The sequence below is a fragment of the Chitinophaga sp. MM2321 genome (genome assembly GCF_964033635.1).
Classification (GTDB): Bacteria; Bacteroidota; Bacteroidia; order Chitinophagales; family Chitinophagaceae; genus Chitinophaga.
Genome location: NZ_OZ035533.1, coordinates 1,546,408 through 1,570,727, shown reverse-complemented (window position 1 = coordinate 1,570,727; position 24,320 = coordinate 1,546,408). Strand labels below are relative to the sequence as shown.

25 protein-coding genes are annotated in these 24,320 nt (G+C 46.6%); 7 read left to right on the top strand and 18 right to left on the bottom strand.

Annotated elements, in window-relative coordinates; all coding sequences use genetic code 11:
• Position 1: 1 nt before the first annotated feature.
• The 8 genes from ABQ275_RS06055 to ABQ275_RS06020 form a co-directional block, all read right to left on the bottom strand.
• Complete coding sequence (locus ABQ275_RS06055) at positions 2-853, bottom strand: hydroxymethylglutaryl-CoA lyase (RefSeq protein WP_349317376.1); 852 nt, start codon at positions 851-853, stop codon at positions 2-4.
• Positions 854-870: 17 nt separating this feature from the next.
• Entirely contained in the window at positions 871-1,686 is an 816-nt protein-coding gene (rlmB, locus tag ABQ275_RS06050) for a 23S rRNA (guanosine(2251)-2'-O)-methyltransferase RlmB (protein WP_349318789.1), read from the bottom strand.
• A 25-nt stretch (positions 1,687-1,711) separates the two neighbouring features.
• The gene (locus ABQ275_RS06045; protein WP_349317375.1) at positions 1,712-2,272 is read right to left on the bottom strand and encodes an NUDIX hydrolase; all 561 of its coding nucleotides are present in this window, start codon (positions 2,270-2,272) and stop codon (positions 1,712-1,714) included.
• 24 nt (positions 2,273-2,296) lie between these two features.
• Positions 2,297-2,740, bottom strand: a complete 444-nt coding sequence (locus ABQ275_RS06040) for a GNAT family N-acetyltransferase (protein WP_349317374.1) — start codon at positions 2,738-2,740, stop codon at positions 2,297-2,299.
• A 112-nt stretch (positions 2,741-2,852) separates the two neighbouring features.
• Positions 2,853-3,758: an EamA family transporter gene (locus tag ABQ275_RS06035; protein ID WP_349317373.1), complete on the bottom strand. Its 906-nt coding sequence runs from the start codon at positions 3,756-3,758 to the stop codon at positions 2,853-2,855.
• A 146-nt stretch (positions 3,759-3,904) separates the two neighbouring features.
• Positions 3,905-4,384, bottom strand: a complete 480-nt coding sequence (locus tag ABQ275_RS06030; RefSeq protein WP_349317372.1) for a methylated-DNA--[protein]-cysteine S-methyltransferase — start codon at positions 4,382-4,384, stop codon at positions 3,905-3,907.
• A 7-nt stretch (positions 4,385-4,391) separates the two neighbouring features.
• Positions 4,392-5,294, bottom strand: coding sequence for a DNA glycosylase (locus ABQ275_RS06025; protein WP_349317371.1), 903 nt, complete (start codon positions 5,292-5,294; stop codon positions 4,392-4,394).
• Positions 5,295-5,402: 108 nt separating this feature from the next.
• Positions 5,403-5,840 carry a carboxymuconolactone decarboxylase family protein gene (locus ABQ275_RS06020; RefSeq protein ID WP_349317370.1) on the bottom strand — a complete coding sequence of 146 codons (438 nt, stop codon included), beginning with the start codon at positions 5,838-5,840 and terminating at the stop codon, positions 5,403-5,405.
• A 144-nt stretch (positions 5,841-5,984) separates the two neighbouring features.
• Here ABQ275_RS06020 and ABQ275_RS06015 point away from each other — a divergent pair, with 144 nt between their 5' ends.
• Both ABQ275_RS06015 and ABQ275_RS06010 read left to right on the top strand, forming a co-directional pair.
• The gene (locus ABQ275_RS06015) at positions 5,985-7,415 is read left to right on the top strand and encodes a PLP-dependent aminotransferase family protein (protein ID WP_349317369.1); all 1,431 of its coding nucleotides are present in this window, start codon (positions 5,985-5,987) and stop codon (positions 7,413-7,415) included.
• Positions 7,416-7,495: 80 nt separating this feature from the next.
• The gene (locus ABQ275_RS06010) at positions 7,496-8,923 is read left to right on the top strand and encodes a PLP-dependent aminotransferase family protein (protein ID WP_349317368.1); all 1,428 of its coding nucleotides are present in this window, start codon (positions 7,496-7,498) and stop codon (positions 8,921-8,923) included.
• Here the strand turns inward: ABQ275_RS06010 and ABQ275_RS06005 are convergent.
• The 8 genes from ABQ275_RS06005 to ABQ275_RS05970 all read right to left on the bottom strand — a co-directional run bounded on the left by ABQ275_RS06005 (position 8,920) and on the right by ABQ275_RS05970 (position 16,666).
• Positions 8,920-10,038, bottom strand: a complete 1,119-nt coding sequence (locus tag ABQ275_RS06005; protein ID WP_349317367.1) for an ABC transporter permease — start codon at positions 10,036-10,038, stop codon at positions 8,920-8,922. The genes ABQ275_RS06010 and ABQ275_RS06005 overlap by 4 nt on opposite strands.
• Entirely contained in the window at positions 10,038-11,144 is a 1,107-nt protein-coding gene (locus ABQ275_RS06000; RefSeq protein WP_349317366.1) for an ABC transporter permease, read from the bottom strand. Before ABQ275_RS06000 ends, ABQ275_RS06005 begins: the two co-directional genes overlap by 1 nt.
• A gap of 10 nt (positions 11,145-11,154) precedes the next feature.
• The gene (locus ABQ275_RS05995; protein WP_349317365.1) at positions 11,155-11,877 is read right to left on the bottom strand and encodes an ABC transporter ATP-binding protein; all 723 of its coding nucleotides are present in this window, start codon (positions 11,875-11,877) and stop codon (positions 11,155-11,157) included.
• A complete protein-coding gene (locus tag ABQ275_RS05990; protein ID WP_349317364.1) occupies positions 11,874-12,788 on the bottom strand; it encodes an ABC transporter ATP-binding protein in 915 nt (304 codons plus the stop codon). Before ABQ275_RS05990 ends, ABQ275_RS05995 begins: the two co-directional genes overlap by 4 nt.
• Before the next feature lie 3 nt (positions 12,789-12,791).
• The gene (locus ABQ275_RS05985) at positions 12,792-13,691 is read right to left on the bottom strand and encodes an HlyD family efflux transporter periplasmic adaptor subunit (RefSeq protein ID WP_349317363.1); all 900 of its coding nucleotides are present in this window, start codon (positions 13,689-13,691) and stop codon (positions 12,792-12,794) included.
• 12 nt (positions 13,692-13,703) lie between these two features.
• The gene (locus ABQ275_RS05980) at positions 13,704-14,966 is read right to left on the bottom strand and encodes a TolC family protein (RefSeq protein ID WP_349317362.1); all 1,263 of its coding nucleotides are present in this window, start codon (positions 14,964-14,966) and stop codon (positions 13,704-13,706) included.
• 47 nt (positions 14,967-15,013) lie between these two features.
• Positions 15,014-15,622: a TetR/AcrR family transcriptional regulator gene (locus ABQ275_RS05975; RefSeq protein WP_349317361.1), complete on the bottom strand. Its 609-nt coding sequence runs from the start codon at positions 15,620-15,622 to the stop codon at positions 15,014-15,016.
• Between the two features lie 774 nt (positions 15,623-16,396).
• Positions 16,397-16,666 (bottom strand): helix-turn-helix domain-containing protein, encoded by a 270-nt coding sequence (locus ABQ275_RS05970; RefSeq protein ID WP_349317360.1) that lies wholly within the window; start codon positions 16,664-16,666, stop codon positions 16,397-16,399.
• A 42-nt stretch (positions 16,667-16,708) separates the two neighbouring features.
• Between ABQ275_RS05970 and ABQ275_RS05965 the strand changes: the two genes are divergently transcribed.
• The 4 genes from ABQ275_RS05965 (at position 16,709) to ABQ275_RS05950 (ending at position 19,958) form a co-directional block, all read left to right on the top strand.
• On the top strand, positions 16,709-16,894 hold the full coding sequence (locus ABQ275_RS05965; RefSeq protein WP_349317359.1) for a hypothetical protein: 186 nt from the start codon (positions 16,709-16,711) through the stop codon (positions 16,892-16,894).
• Between the two features lie 131 nt (positions 16,895-17,025).
• Positions 17,026-17,502 (top strand): hypothetical protein, encoded by a 477-nt coding sequence (locus tag ABQ275_RS05960; RefSeq protein ID WP_349317358.1) that lies wholly within the window; start codon positions 17,026-17,028, stop codon positions 17,500-17,502.
• A 158-nt stretch (positions 17,503-17,660) separates the two neighbouring features.
• Positions 17,661-18,695: a glutamate 5-kinase gene (proB, locus tag ABQ275_RS05955; RefSeq protein WP_349317357.1), complete on the top strand. Its 1,035-nt coding sequence runs from the start codon at positions 17,661-17,663 to the stop codon at positions 18,693-18,695.
• A 12-nt stretch (positions 18,696-18,707) separates the two neighbouring features.
• Positions 18,708-19,958: a glutamate-5-semialdehyde dehydrogenase gene (locus ABQ275_RS05950; protein ID WP_349317356.1), complete on the top strand. Its 1,251-nt coding sequence runs from the start codon at positions 18,708-18,710 to the stop codon at positions 19,956-19,958.
• A gap of 106 nt (positions 19,959-20,064) precedes the next feature.
• Here ABQ275_RS05950 and ABQ275_RS05945 read toward each other — a convergent pair whose 3' ends face one another.
• On the bottom strand, positions 20,065-21,138 hold the full coding sequence (locus ABQ275_RS05945) for a class I fructose-bisphosphate aldolase (RefSeq protein ID WP_349317355.1): 1,074 nt from the start codon (positions 21,136-21,138) through the stop codon (positions 20,065-20,067).
• A 389-nt stretch (positions 21,139-21,527) separates the two neighbouring features.
• Here ABQ275_RS05945 and ABQ275_RS05940 point away from each other — a divergent pair, with 389 nt between their 5' ends.
• On the top strand, positions 21,528-23,258 hold the full coding sequence (locus tag ABQ275_RS05940; RefSeq protein ID WP_349317354.1) for an ATP-binding protein: 1,731 nt from the start codon (positions 21,528-21,530) through the stop codon (positions 23,256-23,258).
• On the opposite strand, the gene ABQ275_RS05935 is transcribed toward ABQ275_RS05940, so the two are convergent.
• Positions 23,255-24,217, bottom strand: coding sequence for a terpene synthase family protein (locus tag ABQ275_RS05935; RefSeq protein ID WP_349317353.1), 963 nt, complete (start codon positions 24,215-24,217; stop codon positions 23,255-23,257). The two genes, ABQ275_RS05940 and ABQ275_RS05935, sit on opposite strands and share 4 nt — an antisense overlap.
• Positions 24,218-24,320: the final 103 nt, after the last annotated feature.

The window sequence follows — 24,320 nt, the reverse complement described above, 5'->3', positions numbered from 1 at the left end:
ATTAATCTTTAAAAACGGTGTCTGCCAGCAACTGTGCGGTTAGCAGGGCAGCCATATCCAGGGTAAGTGGTTCCTGGTACCTGTGACAAAAAGCAATCATATTTTCGGTGGCCAGATTGCCTACCAGTTCATCTTTCGCCATCGGACAGCCGCCTATTCCTTTCAGGGAACTGTCAAACCGTTTGCATCCCTGATGCCAGGCAGCCCTTACTTTCTCTTCCCAGTTAAAAGGAGCAGAATGAAAATGCGCGCCTATTTCCACCCCTTCATAGGCAGGAACCAGGTATTTAAACAGGTCGGTGATGATCTGCGGATTAGCCATACCAACGGTATCTGCAAGGGAAATGGTGGTGATCTCCATCTTTACCAGTTCATCTACCCATTGTAATACAATTTCAGGGCTGTAGGGGTCTCCATAAGGATTACCAAAGCCCATGGAAATATATACGACCAGCTCTTTGCGGCTCTTGAGACACAATTCCTGCATGGTATGCACCTGCTCCAGGGATTCTGCGATTGTTTTATTGGTATTTCTCAGCTGGAATGTTTCTGAAACAGAAAAGGGGAAGCCCAGGTAATCAATCTCATCGTAAATAATGGCTTCTTCTGCACCGCGTACATTTGCTACAATAGCCAGCAGCTTACTTTTCGTATCATCCAGTTGTAATCTGGGCAATACATCTTTTGTATCTGCCAGTTGCGGAATAGCTTTGGGAGATACAAAACTGCCAAAGTCAATGGTATCAAAACCTACTTTTAACAGGGCATTCAGGTATTTCACCTTTTCATCCGTACTGATCATCCTGTGCCATCCCTGCATTGCGTCCCGTGGACATTCAACTAGTTTTAGCATGAGAAGCCGGTTTAAGACTATATTCTTTGTTTCATTGCTTCGTACAAAATAATGCCGGCGGCTACAGAAACGTTGAATGATTCGAAATCGCCTGCCATGGGTATACGGAACAGCACATCTGATGCTTTGATGAGGGCCGGGTACACGCCTTTGTCTTCAGACCCCATAATCACCGCCACCGGTTCTTTCAGGTCGCAATCATATAATTTCAACTCCGTTTCCATTTCGCTGGCCAGTACTTTAATGCCGTTGAGATGGAGGGTGTCAATGGCTTTGAGCAAACTGTTCACGCGGCACACCGCGATCTTTTCCAACGCGCCGGCAGAGGATTTCACCGCTTCCTCATTGAGGGCGGCAATGCCTTTGTCGGGGATAATGATGGCCTGGGCGCCGCAACAAACTGCGCTGCGGGCGATGGCGCCGATATTGCGGACATCGGTGATGCCGTCCAGGATCAGGAACAAAGGTGTTTGCCCTTGCTCAATTACATGAGAGATCACGTCCTGTAAGTCCAGGTAGGTTACATTGCCGGCGATGGCGATGATACCCTGGTGACTGGCTTGTGTAAGCCCGTTTAGCTTTTCAACAGGTACGATGTTAATGGGAATATTGTTGGCTATAGCCAGTTCTTTAATCTGCGGAATAATGTCGCCTGTAGCCGTGCGGAGCATAAAGATACGCTCGATAGGCTTGCCGCTGTTAAGGGCCTCTATCACCGGCTGACGGCCAATAATCAGCGTTGATTGCTTTGGCCGCAGGCTCGCGAACCTTTTAGGGCCAGCACCGCCCTCTCTTCTGTCTCCTTTGAAACCGTTATTAAACTTCCTGTCCATTTGCTGCAAAGATGCGGTTTTTCTCTTAAATCAGCTCTCCTTCCAGGAGCATCAGCTTTATTTTCTGTATGGCCGCTACGGAAAGTGAGTCGGTGATTGTATAATCTTTTACCATCTGGTAAGCGGCTTCAAAAGGAACTTTTTTTACCAGCAGTTGCTCAGTGTCTTCCGGTTCTGCTGTGCGCTGCTCCAGTCCGCGGGCCAGGAACACGATGCCTGATTCATCCGTAACGGAATTGGAAGTCTCCATTTTTGTGATCACCTCCCAATGTGCAGCGACGAGGCCGGTTTCTTCCAGCAACTCCCGCTTTGCGGTATCCAGCGGGTCTTCTCCTAGCGGGCCACCACCTTCGGGGATTTCCCAGCTGAATTTATTTAATGGAAAACGGAATTGTCCGACGAGATAGATATGGTTATTTTCATCCAGTGCCACTACGCCTATTGCCAGGTTCTTGAAATGAACCACGCCATATATCCCCGCACCACCGGCAGGATTCAGCCCTTCATGATGTGTAACACGGATCCAGTTATTATCATACCTGATTTCGCTGGCATGTATTGTCCAGGGATTTTTTGTAATATCCATCTTACAAAGAAAAGGAAAATCTTATTACAACAGGGGCTGATAGTAATAGTAAGAATTGGTATCTTTTTTAAAACCTTTCGCTTCATACAATTTCTGTGCACCGGTATTAGCAATGTAAGTTTGCAACATCACCCAGGCTGCACCTGTTTTCCGGCCATGTGCCGCCGCTGCATCTATCAACGCACTGCCGGCTCCCCTGCCACGGTGCTCTTCCAGTACATAGAGGTCATTCAGCAACCAGCCGCGCTTCATACCCAGCGACGTAAAGATGGGATACAACTGGGTAAAACCGATGATCTCATCCCCCTGCATCACCACAAATATTACACTGTCTTTCTTTTCTATTCTTTCCGTTATAAAAGCAAGCGCGCCTTTATAATCGGGGGACTGATCATAAAAACCGCGGTATGCATCAAATAATACCGCCACTTCATTGGTATGCAATTCCGTTGCCCGAATAACTTCCATAAGATCCTGTTTTATTTACTTACTCAATTTAACCCTTTTAAAAACAAAAAAAATGCTCCTTCCGGTAAAAACCGGGGCGAGCATTTGTCTTTTAACTTCTACCTTAAAATTCTTACTGTACCTGTTTATTTTTATTGAATGCATTATTGACGAGATAAACACCGATTATCGTAACCAGTGAACAAAATCCCATGAGCCAGGTGAGATCTTCTTTTAATATTATCCATCCCAGCAATACGGCTACTATAGGGTTGATGTAAGCATACACGGATACCAGCGAAGGAGGCAGGTTATTTAATGCATACACATAAGCTGAATAAGAGAGAATAGATCCAATGAAGATCAGGTATAACAGGCTTTCCCACAACTCGGTGGTAAAGCTGGCTGCTTCCAGGTGTTGCCCCAGGAATAAAAACGATATCAACAACATCACGATGCCACTGAAAAGCATCTGAAACCCTGCACCGAAAAGGTAGTTCACCCCCAACGCCCACTTGGCAGTGAGTACGGAACCTAATGCCCAGAAGATGGAAGCCAGGATTGTCAGCATAATCCCGAACCTGAATTCAGGATTCATCAGGCTGGACAAATAAGTATAGAAGATGCCGGCCACACCTGCAAACCCCAGCAACATCCCCACGATCAGCTGCACACTCAGTTTTGTACGCTTCACCAGGAAAAGGCTGAAGATCGTGATCCAGATAGGTACCGTTGCACCAATAATGGCCCCGAGTCCACTTGGAACATATTGCATCGCCCAGGTCATCAAACCATTACTGCCACAAAGCATGATCAATCCCATTATAAATAGTCTCGACAACACTTTTTTCTCTGGTAACTTATATCCTTTCAACAAAAAGAATCCGGTTAATAAAAGTCCTGCAACGCCTTGTCTTATTCCCGCCAGCATCATACCATGTATATGCCGTACGCCCACCCTGGACGCGAGATACGTTGTTCCCCAGAAAATACTTACAATGGCCAGCGCGAGGTAAGCATTCATATTTGATTTACGCATAAGGCTGTTGATTCATCATTGTTGCTACTACTTCTTTCATGGTCTGATATGCTGCTACGGGTCAAAATTGAGACAAATAATGATATAAAAACAGATGCAGTTTTGCGTATTTCGGGCAGATCAGATTTTTTTCCATGAAAAGATGATTATAGCAGACCGGTAAATAAATCGGTGCGTTCATGTTCCAGGAGCCAGCGTTTACGCCATAAGCCGCCGGCATAACCGGTTAATGTACCATTGCTGCCAATAACACGATGACAGGGAACAATAATAGCGATACAGTTTTTACCATTGGTAGTACCTACAGCGCGGATGCTTCTGGGGTTGTGGATACGATGTGCCAGCTGTTGATAAGAAATCGTATGTCCGAAAGGGATAGCCGTCAGCTGCTGCCATACACTTTGTTGAAATGCAGTACCGGGTTGATAAAGGGGTACTTCAAATACTTTCCGTTCGCCTGAAAAATATTCATGCAGTTGTTGGGCACATTCGAGTAACAAACGTGGTGGCAATGGAAAGTCGGTAGCCGGTTCATCTGTAAAAGAAACGGCCTGAATAAATTCATCTGTACCGCTGATCAGTAGCGGCCCTAAAGGAGTGTCAATACGAAGATGCGCAACTTCCATAAATAAATTATTGGGGTATTAAAGATCGCCAGAGATAAAAAGTAGCATATGCCGCATGCTGTTTCCACTGGTGTGTGTAGGTAAGCAGCTCCGCCATGGATGGTTTGGCCGCCAGTTGCAACTGATACCTGATAGCATTGTGCAACCCTACATCTTCCAGCAGCATGGACTGTGGAAAACGGCTATACTTCATCAGCACATAATTGGCTGACCATTTACCGATGCCTTTCAGTTTGAGCAGGTGTTCAAGCGCCTCTTCATAAGAAAACGCCGCCAGCCGTTCTCCATCCAGCCAGCCGGTGGTGATGGCTTTTGCTGTTTCAATCACATACGATGCTTTACTGCGGGAAAACTGCATCGGCCTCAGTGTATCGGGTGTTAATGCTGCAATTACCGCCGGGCGCGGATACAAATAGTAATCGGCACCATCTACTGCTGCATGAAAACCGAAAGTATGAATAAAACGTTGCCGTAATGTATAAGCGAAAGTAAGATTGATCTGTTGTCCGATGACGGGCCAGCTGATGGCTTCAAACAAATCCGGTAGCCCCACGAGTCGTAATCCGTGGTATTGGGTTGTGAGTGCGGATAAGATGGGATCGTTGCCCGCAAAATCATAAAAGGATTGCAGATCTGCATCCAGGTCCAACCACCGGGTAACAAACGCCCGGATTTCATCTTCCGGAAAAACTTCTCCCAAAGGTGCTATAACAGTGGCTTCCAGGTAATCATTATGTGCGCCGGGCACCAGTTCAATTACTGCCGGCTCATCGCCCACCAGGATCATTCTGCGTAACTTTCCGTCTATGATGTAATGCAAACATTCCTTGTCAGACCTTCCCAGGTAGCAAAGACATTCCTGAAAAGAAAAGTTGGCAGGATCATGCACCGGAATTCTAATCTTTTGCATAAACAAAAGTAAAGAAATGCAGGCACTTTGAAGAGAAACAAAGAGAGGTTCGCGCAAAATATTCGCTACAATCGGTCCCTACGGACCAATTGTAGCGAAGTAATTCTTTTATACCGGCTGTGTCCTGGTAGTTACACAAATCCTGTTCCAGCCATTTATAACCACAATAGCCATGATAATATTGCCCAGTTCTTTCTCTGTAAATATAGCAGCTGCAGCATTGTATACATCATCGGGCACATGTGTGGAAGCCAGCAGGGTAACTGATTCAGTTAGTGCGAGTGCAGCGCGTTCCCTGTCGGAATAATAGGGCGCTTCCTGCCAGGCTGACAAGCCGTAAATGCGTTGTTCTGTTTCGCCTCCTGCACGCGCATCTTTCGTGTGCATATTGATACAGAAAACACAGCCATTGATCTGCGAAGCACGGATTTTGATCAGCTCATATAATGATTTCTCTATACCGCTGTTCCTTACTGCGTTCTCCAATCCCAGCATAGCATTGTATAAATCCGGAAATCCTTTGGTGAGGTCCATTCTTGCTTTCATAAAATGTAGTTTGATAAAAAATTATGAATAATAGCTTGGTTCGCGTACGGCCTTGCTAAATGAATTACAAAATAACATCAAAAAAACACACTAAAACAGATACAGATTTACGTAATTTTGACCATAACAGATCATTTTTGGAAGATGAATAAAAATAAAGAATTCTTATATCTTCAACTGGCAGATAAAATAGAAAAGATGATTGGCGCAGGCGCCTATACTATTGGCGATAAACTCCCTTCTGTACGCAGTTTGCACAGGGAACACGGCATCAGTATCAGCACGGCCCTGCAGGTATATACACACCTGGAAAGGCAGGGCTGGGTGGAAGCCAGGGAAAAATCAGGATACTTTGTACAGTTTTCCCGGCAGGGGCTGCCCCAGTTGCCGCCCGTTTCCAACCCGGTACAAACCGCGTCGAAGGTACAGGTTAGTGAACGCGTGGCTATGATCAGGAATACTTCTTCCAACAAGCATATTTTTTCGCTGATAGGAGCATCGCCCGATACCTCATTGTTGCCCACCGCCAAGCTGAACAAAGCTTTGCGGCAGGCGGCGCGGGAAGAATCAAAAGCGTATATCCCTTACAGTGATGTTACCGGTTATGAGCCGCTGCGGCGGCAGATAGCCAAACTATCGCTCAATTGGGGCGGTGCTGTTACACCGGACCAGGTCATCATCACCAACGGCGCCATAGAGGCTGCCACACTCTGTTTGCGGGCGGTAGCCAAAGCAGGCGACACCATTGCCATTGAGTCGCCTACATTTTTCGGCTTGTTGCAGGCCATTGAAAATCTCGGTATGAAAGTGCTGGAAATCCCTACAGACCCGGTTACCGGTGTAAGCCTGGACAAACTGGAAGAAGTGTTCAAAAAGAAAAAAGTGCAGGCCTGCTTATTCATCTGCACGTATAACAATCCGCTTGGCAGCTGTATTCCAGATAACAGTAAAAAACAATTGGCGCAACTGCTGCATAAATACCATATCCCGCTGATAGAAGATGATGTGTATGGTGATCTTCATTTCGCGCCGGAGCGGCCTAAAACGGTCAAAACATATGACCGCGACGACCTCGTACTATATTGTTCCTCTTTCTCTAAATCACTGGCAGCCGGGCTTCGCGTCGGGTGGATTATCAACAGCAGGTATCATGAAAAACTCGCGCAACTTAAATTTATGTCGTCCGCCAGTACAGGATTACTGCCACAACTGTTGTTGGTGAAGTACCTGGAACAGCAACGGATGGACCTTCACCTCAAATCATTGCGGCAGGCCCTCAGCATACAATCCATGCAGATGACCAAGGGCATACAACAATCGTTTCCGGCAGACACGCGCCTCACCCGCCCTGCCGGTGGTATCAGTTTGTGGGTGGTACTTCCGCCGAAAGTTGATACGTGGGAGTTACACCGGAAAGCACTGGAACATCAGATTGCCTTTACACCCGGCGCACTGTTTTCCAGTCAGCCTAAATACAATAACTGTCTGCGCCTCTCCAATGCAACACCCTGGAACGATGACCTGGCCTGGGCTGTACAAACCCTCGGCAAACTGATCTGTAAACAGCTGAAATAACATCTCACAAAAAAAATAAAAAACAGGAGATAAAACAGATGCCATTTCCGTATTTTTGACCATATCAGATAATACCGCTCATGATAAAAACAGCAGATCATCTCTACCTCCAGGTAGCTGAAAATATAGAACAACTGATAGAAAAAGAAGTGATGAAGATGGGCGAAAAACTGCCCTCCGTGCGTATGCTGAGCAAGCAACAAGGTATCAGTTTATCCACCGCCTTCCAGGCTTATTACCACCTGGAAGGAAAAGGGCTGATAGAATCCAGGCCCAAATCAGGCTATTACATCCGTTATAATATGCGGCGCATGCCAGCCATGCCAAGCACCTGTCAGCCGGTAAAAAAAGCCAGCGAGGTAACCGTGAGCGATATGGTGATGGAAGTGTTCCGTCACATGAGCAATGACAGCATTCTGAAATTTTCTGTGGCTACCCCACCGGTAGAAATTTTACCGGCGGCAAAAATGGCCAAAGCGGTGGTACATGCATTGCGGGAACTGCCAGCCGGCGGTATCGGTTATGAAGAACTGCAGGGCAATGCCCTGTTACGCGGACAAATAGCGCGGATGTCTCTCAGCTGGGGCTGTGCTGCTACTGCTGACGAAGTAGTGACTACCAATGGCTGCATGGACGCACTCACGCTTTGTTTAAGCGCCACTACACAACCGGGAGATACCATCGCTATTGAAAGTCCGGCCTATTATGGCGCCTTACAGCTGGCGGAAAGCATGGGACTGAAAGTGCTGGAAGTGCCCACCCACCCCGTCACCGGCGTGGATCTCGATTATCTCGACAAAGCCATCCCGAAACACAAGATCAAAGCCTGCCTGTTTGTAACCAACTTCAACAACCCACTGGGCAGTTGTATGCCGGACAACAACAAAAAGGAACTGGTAGCCATGATGGAGAAATACGATATCGCGTTGATAGAAGATGATATTTATGGAGATCTTTACTTTGGCAAACAACGCCCTGCCTCTTGTAAAACATTCGATAAAAACGGGCATGTACTTCTTTGTAATTCCTTCTCAAAGTCACTGGCGCCGGGCTACCGCGTAGGATGGACCATGCCGGGGAAATACAAAGAGAAAGTATTGCGGATGAAACAAAATCATTCCATCGCCTGCGGTTCTCTGGCACATGCCGCTATCGGACATTTCCTGGAAATAGGCCGTTACGAATTTCACCTGCGCAACCTGCGTAAAACCCTGCACACCCAGAGTTTACGGTATGCGCAGGCGATCAGTGAATATTTCCCGGAAAGCGCGTGCGTAACCCGCCCACAGGGTGGTTGTGTATTATGGGTGGAACTGGACGATTCCATCAACACCTTCGACCTCTTTCAGCAGGCACTCAAAAACAAGATCAGTTTTTGTCCCGGTCGTATCTTCTCCCTGCAAAACCGCTACAATAACTGCCTGCGGATCAGCTACGGCAACCCGTGGAGTAAACAGGTAGACGACGGTTTAAAAACACTGGGAAAACTGATCCGCAAAATGAGCTAGGCACGCTTGCGGTAATTCAGGATAGCCACGCCATTCATCACCGCTGCATACGCCAGCATGATGAGCAGGTAGCCCTGGATCTGTTCCCAGCCACTGCCCTTCAGCATCACCATGCGGATTACCTTTACAAAATAAGCGATAGGATTAAACCAGGTAAGCACCTGCGCCCAATGCGGCATGCTTTCTACCGGTGTAAACAGGCCACTCATCAGCATAAAGATGATCACAAAAAACCAGGCGATAAACATAGCCTGTTGCTGCGTTTCTGTAAAAGTGGAAACGAGCAGGCCCATGCCCAGCATCACCCAAAGATAGATGGCGGCAAAAAAGAATACCAGCCAGATGCTGCCTACTATCGGCAGCTGAAACAGCAGTTTACCGATCAGCAAGCCAAAGGCCAGCTCAAACAAGGCGATGATCCAGAATGGAATGAGCTTGCCCAGTATAAACTGGTACTTACGTATAGGCGTTACATTTAGTTGTTCAATAGTACCTATCTCCTTCTCCTTTACAATATTCATCCCTGATAAAAATGCGCCTATCAGCGTTACCAGCACGACCAGGATACCCGGCACCATAAATATTTTATAATCCATCTGCGGATTATACCAGTTAGACCAGGTAATATCAATAAAAGCAGGCCCGTTTCGCTTATCCAGCGCCAGCCACGATGTACGCACCTCCTGGTTAAAATCACGGATGATACTATTGGCATATCCGTAAGCCAGCCCGGCTTTACTGCCGTTGATCGCATTCACCAGCAGTTGTAGCTGCGCTTTGTTTTCCTTTACAAGATCACGTTCAAAATGCGGTGGAATCACCAGTACAATATCAGCCTTGTCATCCGCAATATCTGCAAAAGCCGCCTGCTGGTCAAAAGTATGCCTGTGCAGCTTGAAGTAACCGGAGGCGGTCAGCTTGCTGACCAGCTGCCGCGACCAGGGCGAGAGATCCCGGTCTATAACGTCAATGGCTATATTTTTAATCTCGTAGTTAGCTGCGTAGGACAATACAATCAACTGAAGTACCGGCACGAGTACAATAATGCGCAACATCGCCTTGCTGCGGAAAATCTGCAGGAACTCTTTCTGTAATAAAAAAAGAATGGTACGCATCAGTTTAAACGGATTTTAAAGTTCTTGATACTAACCCCCAGGAAGAATACCGTCATACCGGCCAGCACGGTAGTTTGCAGCCATACATCCCGCAGGCCCGCCCCTTTCAGCATAATGTCTTTCAGGATGATGATAAACCATTTGGCCGGCATTATATTCGCTAACAATTGCAGTGGCCGCGGCATACTTTCCAACGGAAATATAAATCCTGACAATAATACCGTGGGCATCAGCAACCCCATCATAGAAGCCATCATGGCGGTTTGCTGTGTATCCGTAACTGTGGAGATAAGAATACCGAGCGATAAAGCCGTGAGTACAAACAACACACATTCCGCCAACAGCAATACAAGACTGCCTTTAACCGGCATCCCGAAAATCCATACGCCCATAGCGAGGATGATCAACGCATTGATGAAGGCCAGCAAGATATAAGGCATTACTTTTCCGATGATAATGACCGGTGGCGGCAATGGCGACACCAGCAATATTTCCATGGTACCCAGTTCTTTTTCGCGGGTAATAGTGATAGACGTCATCATGGCAGATACCAGCAACAGGATCAATGTCATTACCCCGGGCACGAACATGAAAACACTTTTCAGCGCAGGGTTATACAGCATACGTACGGTCGTGTCTATGGTAAGAGGCAGCTCCAACTGCTGGTTCAGCTCCTGCTGATAACTGCCGATAATAGCCGTCGCGTAGTTGAGTAGCGTGGTAGCGGTATTTGGGTCGCCGGCATCTGCGAGTAGTTGCAGCGGTGCTTTTCTCTGATGAAAGAAAGCCTGGCCAAATTTTGCGGGGATAACCACCACCATTTTTATATCCCCTTCTTTAAAGGCCGCTTCTATCTGGCTGTTACTTTGCAGGTATTGCGCAATTTCAAAATAACCGGAAGCCACCAGCTTGTCGGTAAGACGGCGGCTGTAATAGTCGTGCGACTGATCCAGCACTGCAATTTTTGCGCCCCTGATCTCATTGGTGATCGCAAAACCAAAAAGGATGATCTGCACCACCGGCATTCCGAACAGGATGAGCAGAGTGCGTTTATCGCGGAAGATGTGATAAAATTCTTTACGGACGAAAACCAGGAACTGCTGCATAAACAAAATTTTATTTTCCTCTTGCCAATTGTAAAAAAACGCCATCCATGGTGTCTGCCCCGTATTGCGCTTTCAGTGCTGCGGGTGTATCCAGTGCTTCTATCCTACCATCTACCATAATGGATACCCGGTTACAATATTCCGCTTCGTCCATATAGTGGGTGGTTACAAAAACGGTAACGCCGCTGTCTGCCGCCTCATAAATCATATCCCAGAATTGTCGCCGCGTCACCGGATCAACGCCGCCGGTTGGCTCATCCAGGAATACGATAGAAGGATCATGAAAGATAGCGACGGAAAAGGCCAGCTTCTGTTTCCAGCCCAATGGCAGGCTACCCACCAGCTGATCTCCCTCCTGCTGCATTCCCAGCTTCTGTAACAACTGCGTGGATTTATCTTTTATCTGCTGGTTACTTAACCCGTAGATGCCGCCATAAAAACGGATGTTCTCTTTCACGGTAAGATCTTCGTACAGGGAAAAACGTTGGCTCATATAACCAATACGTTGCTTCACTTTCTCCGTTTGCGTGTACACATCATATCCTGCCACAAAAGCCTCTCCGCTTGTGGGTTTCAGCAATCCACAGAGCATGCGCATGGCGGTTGTTTTACCGGCGCCGTTGGCGCCGAGGAACCCAAAGATCTCTCCGGGCTTCACTTCAAAAGTGATGGCATTGGTGGCGGTGAAAGCGCCGAACTTTTTGGTGAGTGACCTGGTGACGATCGGGTTCATATTGCCGGACTTAATGCCATGAAACAATCTTCAATACTGGCGGTGATAGGCATGATCTTTAATCCTTCGTGCTGTTGCTGTTGCAGGTATTGCTGTAGTTGCGGCAGGTCTGCTGTTCCCCGCTTCAAAGTAACATGCAGATACTCTCCAAAAGCGTAGCAGCTGGCTGTTTGCGGAAATGCGCGGACGCTGGTCAGCAACTGAAACATCTTTACAGCACTCACGGCCCAGATGGGTTGTGTAAAGCCGTTGATAATACCTTGCGGCGCATCTATTTCCATCAGTGTTCCCTGTTGCATGAGCGCCACCCGGTCGCACAATACCGCTTCATCCATGTATGGCGTGGATACGAGTACCGGAATACCTTTCTGCCGCAGCCCTTTCAGCATTTCCCAGAATTCTTTGCGTGATACCGGATCAACACCGGTGGTAGGTTCATCCAGGAATAGTACAACCGGTTTGTGTACCAGCGCGCAACACAGTGCCAGCTTCTGTTTCATGCCGCCTGACAACTGACCGGCCGGCCGTTTTTTAAACGGCGCGATCTGCTCATAAATATCTTTGATCAGGTCATAGTTTGCCGTGACCGTAGTTTTGAAGATGGTGGCAAAAAAATGCAGGTTCTCTTCCACCGTCAGATCCTGGTAGAGCGAAAAACGTCCGGGCATATAGCCCACCATTTTGCGTATAGCTTTGAATTGGGTGACTACATCCAGTCCGTTGACGGATGCCCGTCCTTTATTTGCCAGCAATAAAGTAGTCAGGATGCGGAACAGCGTGGATTTTCCGGCGCCATCGGGACCGATCAATCCGAAAAGCTCTGCTGGCTTTACTTCGAAGGAGACATCCCGCAATGCCTGCACATCACCAAAACTTTTAGACACCTGCTCAACGATAATAGGATTTCCCATGATTTATTTTTTTGCAAATGACAGTTCTGCCGGCATACCGATTTTGAGGCTGCCATCATTCTTCACTTTTACTTTTACGGCGTATACCAGGTTGGTCCTTTCTTCTTTTGTTTGTATGATCTTGGGCGTAAATTCCGCCTCCGCCGCAATCCAGGTAACGGTTCCCGGCCACTCCTTATATTTTCCATCGGGCATGTCCGTTAGTACGGTCACGGTTTGCCCCGGCTTTACTTCTCCCAGCTGTTCTTCTCCAACATAAGCACGGAGAATAATATCGGAGAGATCCGCGATCTTGTACAGGGCTTTGCCGTAGGTGACTACTTCGCCCCTTTCCGCATACTTCACCAGTACTGTACCTTTTACAGGGTTCACTACGCGCGACTGTGTAAGCTGATCGGTTACCTGTGCCACCTGCGCCTGTAAGGGCTGTGTTTCACTGTTGATACCACTTACCTGTGTTTGCAGGGAGGAAGCGAGCGAGCGGTATTGTTTTTCGAGGATCGCTATCTGCGCATTGATATCATCCAGTTGTTTGGGTGTGGCAGCGCGGGCTTTGAGCAGGTTGGTAATACGTTGCTGCTCTACCTGCTGACGGGCAATCTGTTCCCGGATCACCTGGAGCTGTGGCTGTGTGTCAGGGCGCTTGCTCAGCACGGCTTTTATGTTAGCCTGGAGCTGTGTTTTTTTGAGATGAAGCTGGGTAGAATCAATCCATCCCACGATGGTGTCTGCCGGCAGTACCATTCCTTCTTCCACATCAAATACCAATAGCTTACCGGTGCCTTCGGCGCCTACAATCGTTTCTACCGCTTCAAAATTACCGAAGGCGTCTGCCTGGTGTTTATTGGCTTTACAGGCGCCCAGCGCCATGGAGCAGAGTATCGCAATATGAAAAGCTTTCATGAATATATTGATTTAGTAACCACGGGTCAGTTGATAATTAATGAGTGCAAGGCTGAGTTGCAGCGCATGTGTTTTCTGATTGATGCGCGCCTGTGTTTCTGCGTCCAGGTCCTGTACGTATTCGTGTACGGTAATCACGCCATTGTCCAGTTGTGCGTTGGCGGCTTCTTTTACACGGATGCGCAGGGCGATGATGGCTTCATCTTTCTCCAGTATTTTTTGCAGCTGATCAATCTCTCCTTTTTGTTGCGCCAGTTGCACACGGGTGTTGAGCGAAAAGGTGGCCGATTGTTCTTCCACATTTTTTTGCTGTAAGGAGAGTACCTGCTGTTCGTTCCGCTGGTAGTGCCAGTTCCAGAGCGTCCAGTTAAAGCGGACACCTGCCATATAGAAAGGTTCAAAATCATTGCTGAGCATGTTCAGACCCGGCCGACCGTAACCTCCCTGTACAAAGGCGCTGATACGCGGGCGGGTGCGGGTGCCGGTAAGTATGGATTGTTGTTGCAATGTGTTGGACTGAAGATGAAACAGCAACAGTTCGGGTCTGCTGAGTGTATCCGTTGGCGTTATATCTGCCGCTGTGGGTATACTACGTGCAGCCACATCCGTTATAGGGCTGCCGGTCAGCAGCCGCAATACTTCGAGGTAAGCCTGCCGGGATGATACCGCTGTAATCTCCTGTTGCCGGGCTTTCAGCAGCTCCGCCTGCAACAGGTCCACGCTGGAAGGCAACACGGTGCCATAGTCAACGCCCGCCTGCATTTTTCCCAGCCGTTGGGTCAGATCTTTCTGCGCCAGCAATGCCACGTTGATATATTCGTTTGTGAGTAAAGTGTTGAAGTATACCTGTGTCACCTGTTGCTTTACCTTATACAATTCCACTTCCACCTGTTGCCGGGAAGTTTGCTGTTGCAGTGTTTGCAGGTCGCGTTGCCCACGGGTGGCGCCGCCGTCATAGAGCTGTTGGTTTACATCAATGGTGGCGCGGTACTGATCTTTGGGCAGGGAAGCAATGTTGATGCCGGGTAGTCTGATGGGGATCTCCGTCACATCCGACTGATACGATGCCTGGCCGTTCAGTGCAGCCTGTGGTAGCCAGGCATTGTTAATGTTCCTGGTTTGCACTTGCAGGATCTTATCCAATATCTGTTGCTGTTTCAACAACGGATAATTTTGCCGTGCCAGCTGCTGGCATTGTTCCAGTGTGAGTACGGTGGAGTCCTGGGCAGCTGCAGAAAGAGAAAACAAGAGCCAGATCCAGATAATGTTTTTCATACTTAACCATTAAATTTAACCATATAGTTAATACAAGAACAAAAAAATCAAGGTTGTAATGCAGCCATAATAAAATCGACGAGGAACTTCTTTCTATCTTCCATTATACGATTGTACTGTTGTTCGCTTATGCCGGAAACAACTTTCAGTAAAGGCTTTGCAGCAAAGGGAAAAATACACATGGATACAATATTCAACAGTAACTGTAGCGGATCGGTGGGTTTGATCTCTCCTTTCTCTTGCGCCAGCATTACTTTCGCTACAAATGCTTTTACATCCGGTGGATGGCCGGTTTTCCGGAAACGGTTCATGATACGTTCCGGGTTCTGATGAATTTCATTTAACACAAACATCGGCAGGAAAGGATTTTGTGTAAGATGTGAGAGATAATTCTCTACGATTGCTGCAATCATTTCCCGGAATGAAAGGTCAGATTTAAGTATCTGGCTGAGTACTTTGAAGATGCTGTTGGCCGCTTCTTCAAAGATGATTTCAAAAAGTTTGTCTTTGCTCCGGTAGTAATAATGCAGCATGGCTTTATTGATGCCGGCTTCATCAGCGATATCCTGCATGCGGGCGCCTGCGAGGCCCTTTTGCATAAATATTTTCTTTGCTGCTGCAATGATGAGCGCCTCCGTATTTTTCTCTGTGGCCATGTTAACTAATTGATTTAACCATTTGGTTAACGAATTTACAAACAAAAACGGAACAGTAAAATTTATTTTCTGTTCCGTTTAAATATTTGCTGCCGGACACCGGTATAACCCGGCACCCGGCAAGCAAAAAAATGGGATTCGCATACAATGGCAACTTACTGTAAATCAAAAAACACGATACGTTTATGTCGGTGTTAAATTAAATGGCGGACCGATCTTACCAACCTGTTAACCAATCGCCGGATGCACTATCCATCCGCCATTTATTTATATACTCCGCCTGTTATAACCCGCCTGACTAAAGGCAGAAAAGGACATCAGTATGGCCATTTCTGATGTTGTTCCCGTGTTACCAGGCGGAATGCTGGCCGTCATTTTCTCTTTAAACTATTAGCCGGCTATAACGGCTATGCACCTACTTAAACAACTGCTGTGTGTCGTCCAGGCCGGATTGGTTTGCTGTAAAACCTTCCGCCGGAAATCGGGGTGCGTGTACAGCCCGTTGTACTGCACCCGGATTACGACTGTCATTCCTACTTTTATCCTTCTTACCAAAAAAACTGCCTTGCTGCATATCCTGTACTGCTGTTAACGCCCGTGATAACAACTATGCTGTTCTTGCGCTGATCCATATTATATAATCGATGTATTTAAAAGTATCGATGTAATAAGGAGAAAAAAAATAGAGAAAAAATCCTCTATCCATCTATTTATTTAAAAGTATCGATGTATTAGCAGATAAAAAAAGCCGCTTACCGCCACCAGGGCTGCATTTCAGCTTAGTTTCAAAAAGAACATCGATAACTGTTTCATCATCTCTTTGTTCAATGTCAATTCCACAATCCTTCCACTTTTCACGGAGTTCAATACGCCGCTATCAACCAGGATCTTTACATGATGAGAAACCGTAGGTTGTGACAAAGAACAGAGACAACAAACATCCCCACACACGATCTTGCCCTTATGGGCTACTTCCATGATGATAGATAATCGATGCTTATCGGCTATGGCGTTTGCTGCTTTTTCTATAATTCCCACATCCATGGAACAAAAGTAATACTTTTTCTGAAACATCGAAATTTTTCGATGAATTTTTTTCAACCGGGTTCTTCCCTGGTTTTTATCTCCCCCATTCCTTATATCGCGGCTGATTTTATCCGTTCCGGTCAACAGAAAACCACAGATTTCCAATGGTTTATTTACGGATTGGTTAAGTACGTATATACGTTACCGTTATCATATGCATTTGTACAGCTGAAACAAACGGAATAAACAGTGTATGATACCCACCGCATGATCAGTTGTACCTGCAATTTTTTTCTTTATCTTTACGGGATTGCATGGTTGGTCCACCACTATACAATAAAATAAAATATGCAAACAAACTATTGCCCATGTACTTTATGAAAAAGCACCGATTATTACCTGTACTATTTTTTATTTTTGCTGGCTGCCAGGAAAGTAACGCACCTGTTGAAAACAAAACCGAAAGCGCACCCACTACCCTGGATGCACCAGCGCCAAACCCTGCATCAGCAACGGATGCAAACACCTTACAAATCACAGAACCATGTGCCATTTTTTATTCACCTGATTCCACCAAACTGGAAAAAATAAAAAAAGAAAATGGGGAGGAAGCATTTTATACCATCGCGGATGATAACCAGAATTATTTAACTGATTCCCGTGTTTTCCTGGAAAGCAAAGGTGTAAAAATTGTGGATGTAACGGATGGAATCATTAGTTTCCGTTTGAATAATGGCAGTACCACCGTTATTAATCTGAATGATGAAAAATACAGGTGGGAAGCTTTACTCTTCGATGGTAATGCGCTGCATAGAATGGACATCACGGATATAGAAAGTTCGTACAACAAATAAGGGAATTTTGGAATTTACGAATTTGGAGATTTCGGGATTTTGTTTGATGGAACCCGTTGAGTTTCAAACAAAACCAGGAGATCAAAAAATCAGAAAATTCCGAATTTCAGGAATTTCTGCCGCCGGAGTATTAATTTTAGCTTTCAAATCGACAAGCATTGAGTAAACCTATTATAGTAATAAAATTCGGAACGGCATCTATTACGCATACAAACGGCGACCTGGACGAGACGGTAATAGCCGGCATAGCCAGGCAGGTGGCGGAGTTACACGCAAACTATCATATTGTGCTTGTATCTTCCGGTGCAGTAGCTGCAGGCAAACAATACCTGCAGCACTACAATGGCAGCATCAGTGAGCGAAAAGCCGCTGCTGCCATCGGCAATCCTTTGCTGCTGAATAAATACAGCCGCTACTTTGCCCCTTATAGTATCCAGGTGGCGCAAAGTCTTTGTGAGCGGCAGCATTTTTCCAGCAGGGATCAGTTTTTACAGCTGAAGCGCACTTATGAAGAATTATGGGCCAGCAATATTATTCCCATCGCCAACGAAAATGATGTGGTGAGCAGCCTGGAGTTGAAATTCTCTGATAACGATGAACTGGCCACATTGATAGCTGTAGGCTTCGGGGCTTCCCTGCTGCTGTTCAGCACCTCTGTAGCCGGCGTACTTGATAAGTCGGGACAGGTAGTACCACAGATAGATATCATAGATCAAACGGCGCTTGCCCTGGCAGACAAAGAGAAATCCAGTCTGGGCCTGGGTGGCATGATATCCAAGCTTACCTTTGCGCGGCTGGCTACCCGCATGGGTATCAAAGTAGTTATATTTGGTATCCGTACAGATAACGGGATTCTCAATGCGATAGCAGGGAAAACCGGTACCTTGTGCTTACCGCAGCCCTGCAGCATGCCGGCACGTAAAAAGTGGCTGGCCAGCGGCAGCCTGGTTACCGGCAGGATACAGATAGATGCCGGTGCACAGCTGGCACTGGAAAAACGACATAGCCTGCTGGCAGTAGGCGTACAGGCAGTACTGGAAAAATTTGAAGAAGGAGAAGTAATAGAGATAGTGAATGAAGATAATATAGCCGTTGCCGTAGGCCGTGCAAAAATATCTTCCGAAGTACTGGAAACAAATCATAAAGCACAGAATACAGAAGTGGCACATGCCGATGACATAGTGTTGCTATAAAAGCGAACTGACATGCAAACGATTCAACCCTTACTGGAAAAGGCAAAGCAGGCAACCGTATCCATCCGCACCCTGCCGGATGTACAGAAACAGGCGCTCCTGCGGCAGCTGGCCCAATCTGTGATCGCGCACATACCCTACATTATTATTGAAAATAAAAAAGATCTTGACCGGATGCCGGATGAAGATCCGAAAAAGGATCGCCTCCTGCTAACGGATGCGCGCCTACGTAGTTTGGCGGAGAGTGTACTGGAAATCGCCGGTTTACCCGATCCGGCCAATGAGCTGGTGCTGGAAAAACATCTGGACAACGGCCTGCTGGTACAAAAGAAAACCGTACCACTGGGCGTGGTAGGCGTGATCTATGAGTCGCGCCCCAACGTAACCGTAGATGTAGCAGCCCTCTGTATCCGTTCCGGTAATGTTTGCGTGCTGCGTGGCGGCACCGATGCTTTTCATTCCAATACTTACCTCGTATCACTGATCCAGCAGGTATTAACGGATTTTGATGCTGATAAAAACGCCGTACAGCTCCTACCTACAGACCGCGCCCTGGTGGCCGATATGCTGGCAGCAGTAAAATATATAGATATCATCATTCCCCGTGGTTCACAACAACTGATAGAATACGTACGGGAAAACTCCAGGGTACCGGTTATCGAAACCGGCGCCGGGGTATGCCATACTTATGTGGAGAAAACGGCCGATCTGCAACAGGCAGCAGCCATCGTCACCAACGCCAAAGTATCCCGTCCTTCTGTATGCAATGCACTGGACACGGTACTGGTAGACCAGGCCGTAGCAGCCCGTTTTATTGACCTGCTGGCGCCTATGCTGGCAGCCTATGCAGTAGACGTATATGCGGACCCGTTAGCCTATCCGTTACTGGCATCCACTCATTATCCACACCTCTTTGCGGCGCAACCGGAAGATTTCGGCAAAGAGTTCCTATCGCTAAAATGTTCTATCAAAGTAGTGCCTGACACACAGGCGGCACTGGCACATATCCGCGAACATTCTTCCCGTCATTCGGAAGCCATCATTTCCAGCAACCCGGCGGTGAGTGAGCAATTCCTCCAGGAAGTAGACGCAGCAGCCGTATACGTGAATGCCTCCACCCGTTTTACCGATGGCGGCGTATTCGGACTGGGCGCAGAAATTGGCATCTCTACCCAAAAACTACACGCCAGGGGACCTTTCGCGCTGGAAAAACTGGTGACCGAAAAATGGTTTGTATATGGAAATGGACAGATCAGGGAATAAGTAACATCTCATTATCATTATAAAAAAGCCGGTTATCTTAATAAGATAACCGGCTTTTTTTATGAGGTAACTCACCTCCCCCGCCGGGGGAGGCAGGGAGGGGGCACTATGCTATCGTAATCCCTTCATTTAAATACACATCCTGTATAGCATTCAACAAAGCCACACCTTCCGCCATCGGCCGTTGAAATGCTTTGCGGCCTGAGATAAGGCCGGCACCACCAGCCCTTTTATTGATAACGGCAGAACGTACAGCGTCTGCCAGGTCTGCTGCGCCTGCGGAGGCGCCGCCGGAATTGATCAATCCCATACGCCCCATATAGCAGTTGGCCACCTGGTAACGACAGAGGTCAATCGGGTTGTCTGAAGTAAGCTCTGTATAAATGCGCTCATCCAGTTTGCCGTAAGTGGAGTTGCCTGTGTTCAATGCTTTATAGCCACCATTTACTTCCGGTAGCTTCTGTTTAATAATGTCTGCCTGAATGGTGACACCCAGATGATTCGCCTGCCCTGTTAGATCAGCGGAAACATGATAGTCCACATCTTTTTTAAAGGCATCGTTGCGGAGATAACACCACAGAATGGTGGCCATACCCAGTTCATGGGCCAGCTCAAAAGCCTGGGACACTTCCACCAGCTGCCGGTCTGCCTGCTCCGAACCAAAATAGATGGTAGCCCCTACCGCAGCCGCACCCATATTCCAGGCTTCCTGCACAGTGCCGTACATCACCTGATCGGCCTTATTGGGAAAGGTGAGTAATTCATTATGATTGATCTTGACAATAAACGGAATACGATGCGCATAACTGCGTGATACCGCCGCCAGTACGCCAAAGGTGGAAGCCACTGCATTACAGCCGCCTGCTATCGCCAGTTTCACAATGTTTTCCGGATCAAAGTAAGCCGGATTTTTTGCGAAAGATGCGCCTGCACTATGTTCTACGCCCTGATCTACCGGGAGTACCGACATATACCCGGTACCGGCAAGACGGCCATTATTAAACAGCTGTCCCAGGCTCCGCAATACCTGCGGATTACGGCTGCTGGGCTGGTATATTTTATTAATGGTATCAGGTCCCGGCAGGTGCAGCAGGTCCCTGGAAATTGTCTTGCTCTCATGTTGTAAAAGGGTCTCACTTTCTTTTCCCAATAGTTCGCTTATTTTTTCCAAGGATAACATAACATGCTTTTTTTTGGTTTAACTAATATAAGGATTTAATCCTGCACAAAAACGTAGCCAGGAAAACACCTGCTATTTTATTCGGGGCACTATTATCGTCTTAAAAGAATAATGATTATTTTTCTTTCTCCGGAAATAAATTAACTTTGGAAGGAACCTCATCCCCTATCCGGATAAGGCAGGTATACATATCAGATTCGGCATAAACCTCGATGATCATTTAAATGAAAACCGGCATTATATCAGCGAAAGCGACACCTATTACACTATTACAATTGTTACTTTTTCATCCAGGTTCAAATCTATCCTAAAGCTGGCTGGCGCCTGAAACCCGCCCGACCCGTCCTTTTCAATGCTATTGTTTATATGACAACCCTCTGTATTTTACAATGAAATTTGTACGCTCTATTTTTCAATCAGGCTTTCTTTCACGGCTCATCAAAACAGGGACCAGCTATGCTACCACTGAGGAAGAGCGGAAGGGTGTTATTGTGGTCAATTGTCTCTGTTTAACTACAGCTGCTTTAGTGCTGCTGATAGGCACTATCTTTATTTATCTATTAGAATCTGTTTACATCACGATTCCGGTGATACTGGAATTCCTGGCCTTTTGCAGCATTGTTTTTATTAACCGCGCAGGTAAAATAAGAACCGCCAAGATCAGTATGTACTGTCTGCAATGTTTGTGCGCTACTTATTTCGGGATCCTTATGGGACCCGTAGTAGAAATCCAGTTGCTGATTATCTTCCTTATCATGGCTTCTTTTCTCATCACCAAAAACAAACTGGAGAGAAGAATATACCTGTTCATGTCGATCGTGATGGTGATATTGACAGAAGTTAATTTTTACTACGATTTCGTCCACTATATACCCACTTCAAGAAATGTAAGCTTTTTGTTCCGGTGGCTGGCTATGACCGGCATCCTGACCCTGATACTGGAAGTGATTAATTTTTATGATCAGAAAAATATTGAATACCAGGAGAAACTGGAAAAATCCGATCAGTCGAAATCCATTTTTGTGAAACAGGTAAGCCACGAGATCCGTACCCCACTCAACGGGATCTATGGCATTGCACAACTGATGAAGGAAGATGCCTCAAAATACCCCGAACTGGTACAACTCAATGGCTATGTATCCGATCTCATCGATGCTTGTCATGATGCCAAGGCTATTATTAATAATGTACTGGATCTGGCAGAAATTGAAAAGGGGAAACTGCATAACCTGCGCGCATCCTCCTTTGAACTGAGGTCCTGGCTGAACGGCGTGGTGAGTATGCATAAATATGTAGCATTTTCCAAAGAGGTAAGTATCCAGGTGGAAATAGACCCTGAACTTCCCGACGCTATTATAGGAGATGAAATAAAGTTAAAACAGATCCTGCATAATCTTTTATCCAACGCGATCAAATTTACCAACAACAATACCGTCATTGAGGTAAAAGCAACGCGGTTTCACCAAAGATGGCTGTTGTCTGTAAAAGATGCAGGAGACGGTATCCGGGAAGAAAACCTGAAAACCATTTTTGAGCCTTTTGTCAAAACAGAAAACCGGAATATTGAAAGTACCGGCCTGGGCTTATATATTACCAGGCAGCTGGCCGGCTTATTAGGTGGTGAGATCAGGGTCAGGAGCTCTCTTGGAAACGGCACGCTGTTCCAGGTATCACTGCCGTTGATGGCGGGTGTGCTACCGGCTATCCCGACAGAAGAAATGAAACCGGACCTGCAGGGATACAAAGCACTGGTGATTGAAGATAATCCTATGTCGCAAAAGATCCTGACAAACCTGCTGAAAGGAATGGGAGCAACAACAGCAGTGGCTGACAATGGTATTGAAGGATTGTCTGTTGCAGCATCATTTATTCCGGATATTATTTTTGTAGATGCCCACATGCCTTTAATGGATGGAGATGAAACTATTTATACCCTCAGAAAAGATCCCCAATTTGTCAAGACGCTGATTATAGCCGTTACAGCAGATGGATTTAATGATGATGCACAAACAATGATCCGGGCAGGCGCTGATGAATTAATTCCAAAACCGATCGCTTTTGTTGAAGTAAGGGCACTGCTAAAAAAACATTTAAGCACCCACCCGGTTGTAGAACATTAGTTGCTATGCTTCACTTTATACCTTAACGTATCTTTTTCATACCACGATTTATGCCCGGAAATAAGCAGCCCGAGGTGATGAATAAAACGATCCACTGCCGGTTTGAAGTTTCCGAAATCAGCCGGCAGATTATCTCTCAGCCTGATAAATTCCGCTACATCCTGGTCGTGTATGGCGATAGCCTTCCTGTAAGCATCCTCCAATGATAGCTTCTCTTCATTTTCAATGACCAGGATCAGGTTCATAACATCCTTACCCCGCTCCTTGCGTACACTGAAATAATCGTTGCACCACGCCAGGATACGGCATACCAACGCATTAATGCGCTGTATATGCGGATGATAAAAAATATCATCCGGCAACGCCGTACCGATCTGCAATTCCACGAGATCAATCAATGGATAAACCAGTACCGCCTTCTCCCGGATAGCCATATAGTCGGCAACAGAAGGATATTGCAGGGTAGCTTTGTAAGGGGCTTCCAGCTGCATCCCTTCAAAACCGCGGTCAATGCTCAGGGTATAACGGGCCATCCACCACGCAGGCATTAAAGCCATCATTTCATTACGCTGTTTGTGTAACTGGTGAAATAGTTCGTTATCATCCGCTTGCAAGGGATAGCCTTTCAGAATGGCTACTGCACGCTCTCTCAGCGCCTGCAACTGGCTCATAGTGCAATCTTCATAATAGTCGTCGTTTGACAAACCCCATAACAGGAAACGCGCAATGGGGATCAGTTGTGTGTACCCTGCCACCGGATACATGCGGGCGCCCATGTGCCCGACATTGGTTTCCCAGTATTTATACTTCTTTTGTTTGGTTTGAAAATCATATGGCAAACTACCATAGTCATTTTGTAACCAGGTTTTTGTTGCTGCTTCAATCCGGTCAGCGTGTTCGTTTTTGAGGTCGGGAAAAGGGTACTTCAATCCTGGAACGGAAGAAATAATCGTTGTCATAGAAAGTAAATTTTAAAATGATTAAATTAATAGTCAACGCCTTGTTAACTAATATATAAATTACAGTTAAAGTGTTGGATTTACCGCATGCTTTCGTCAATTT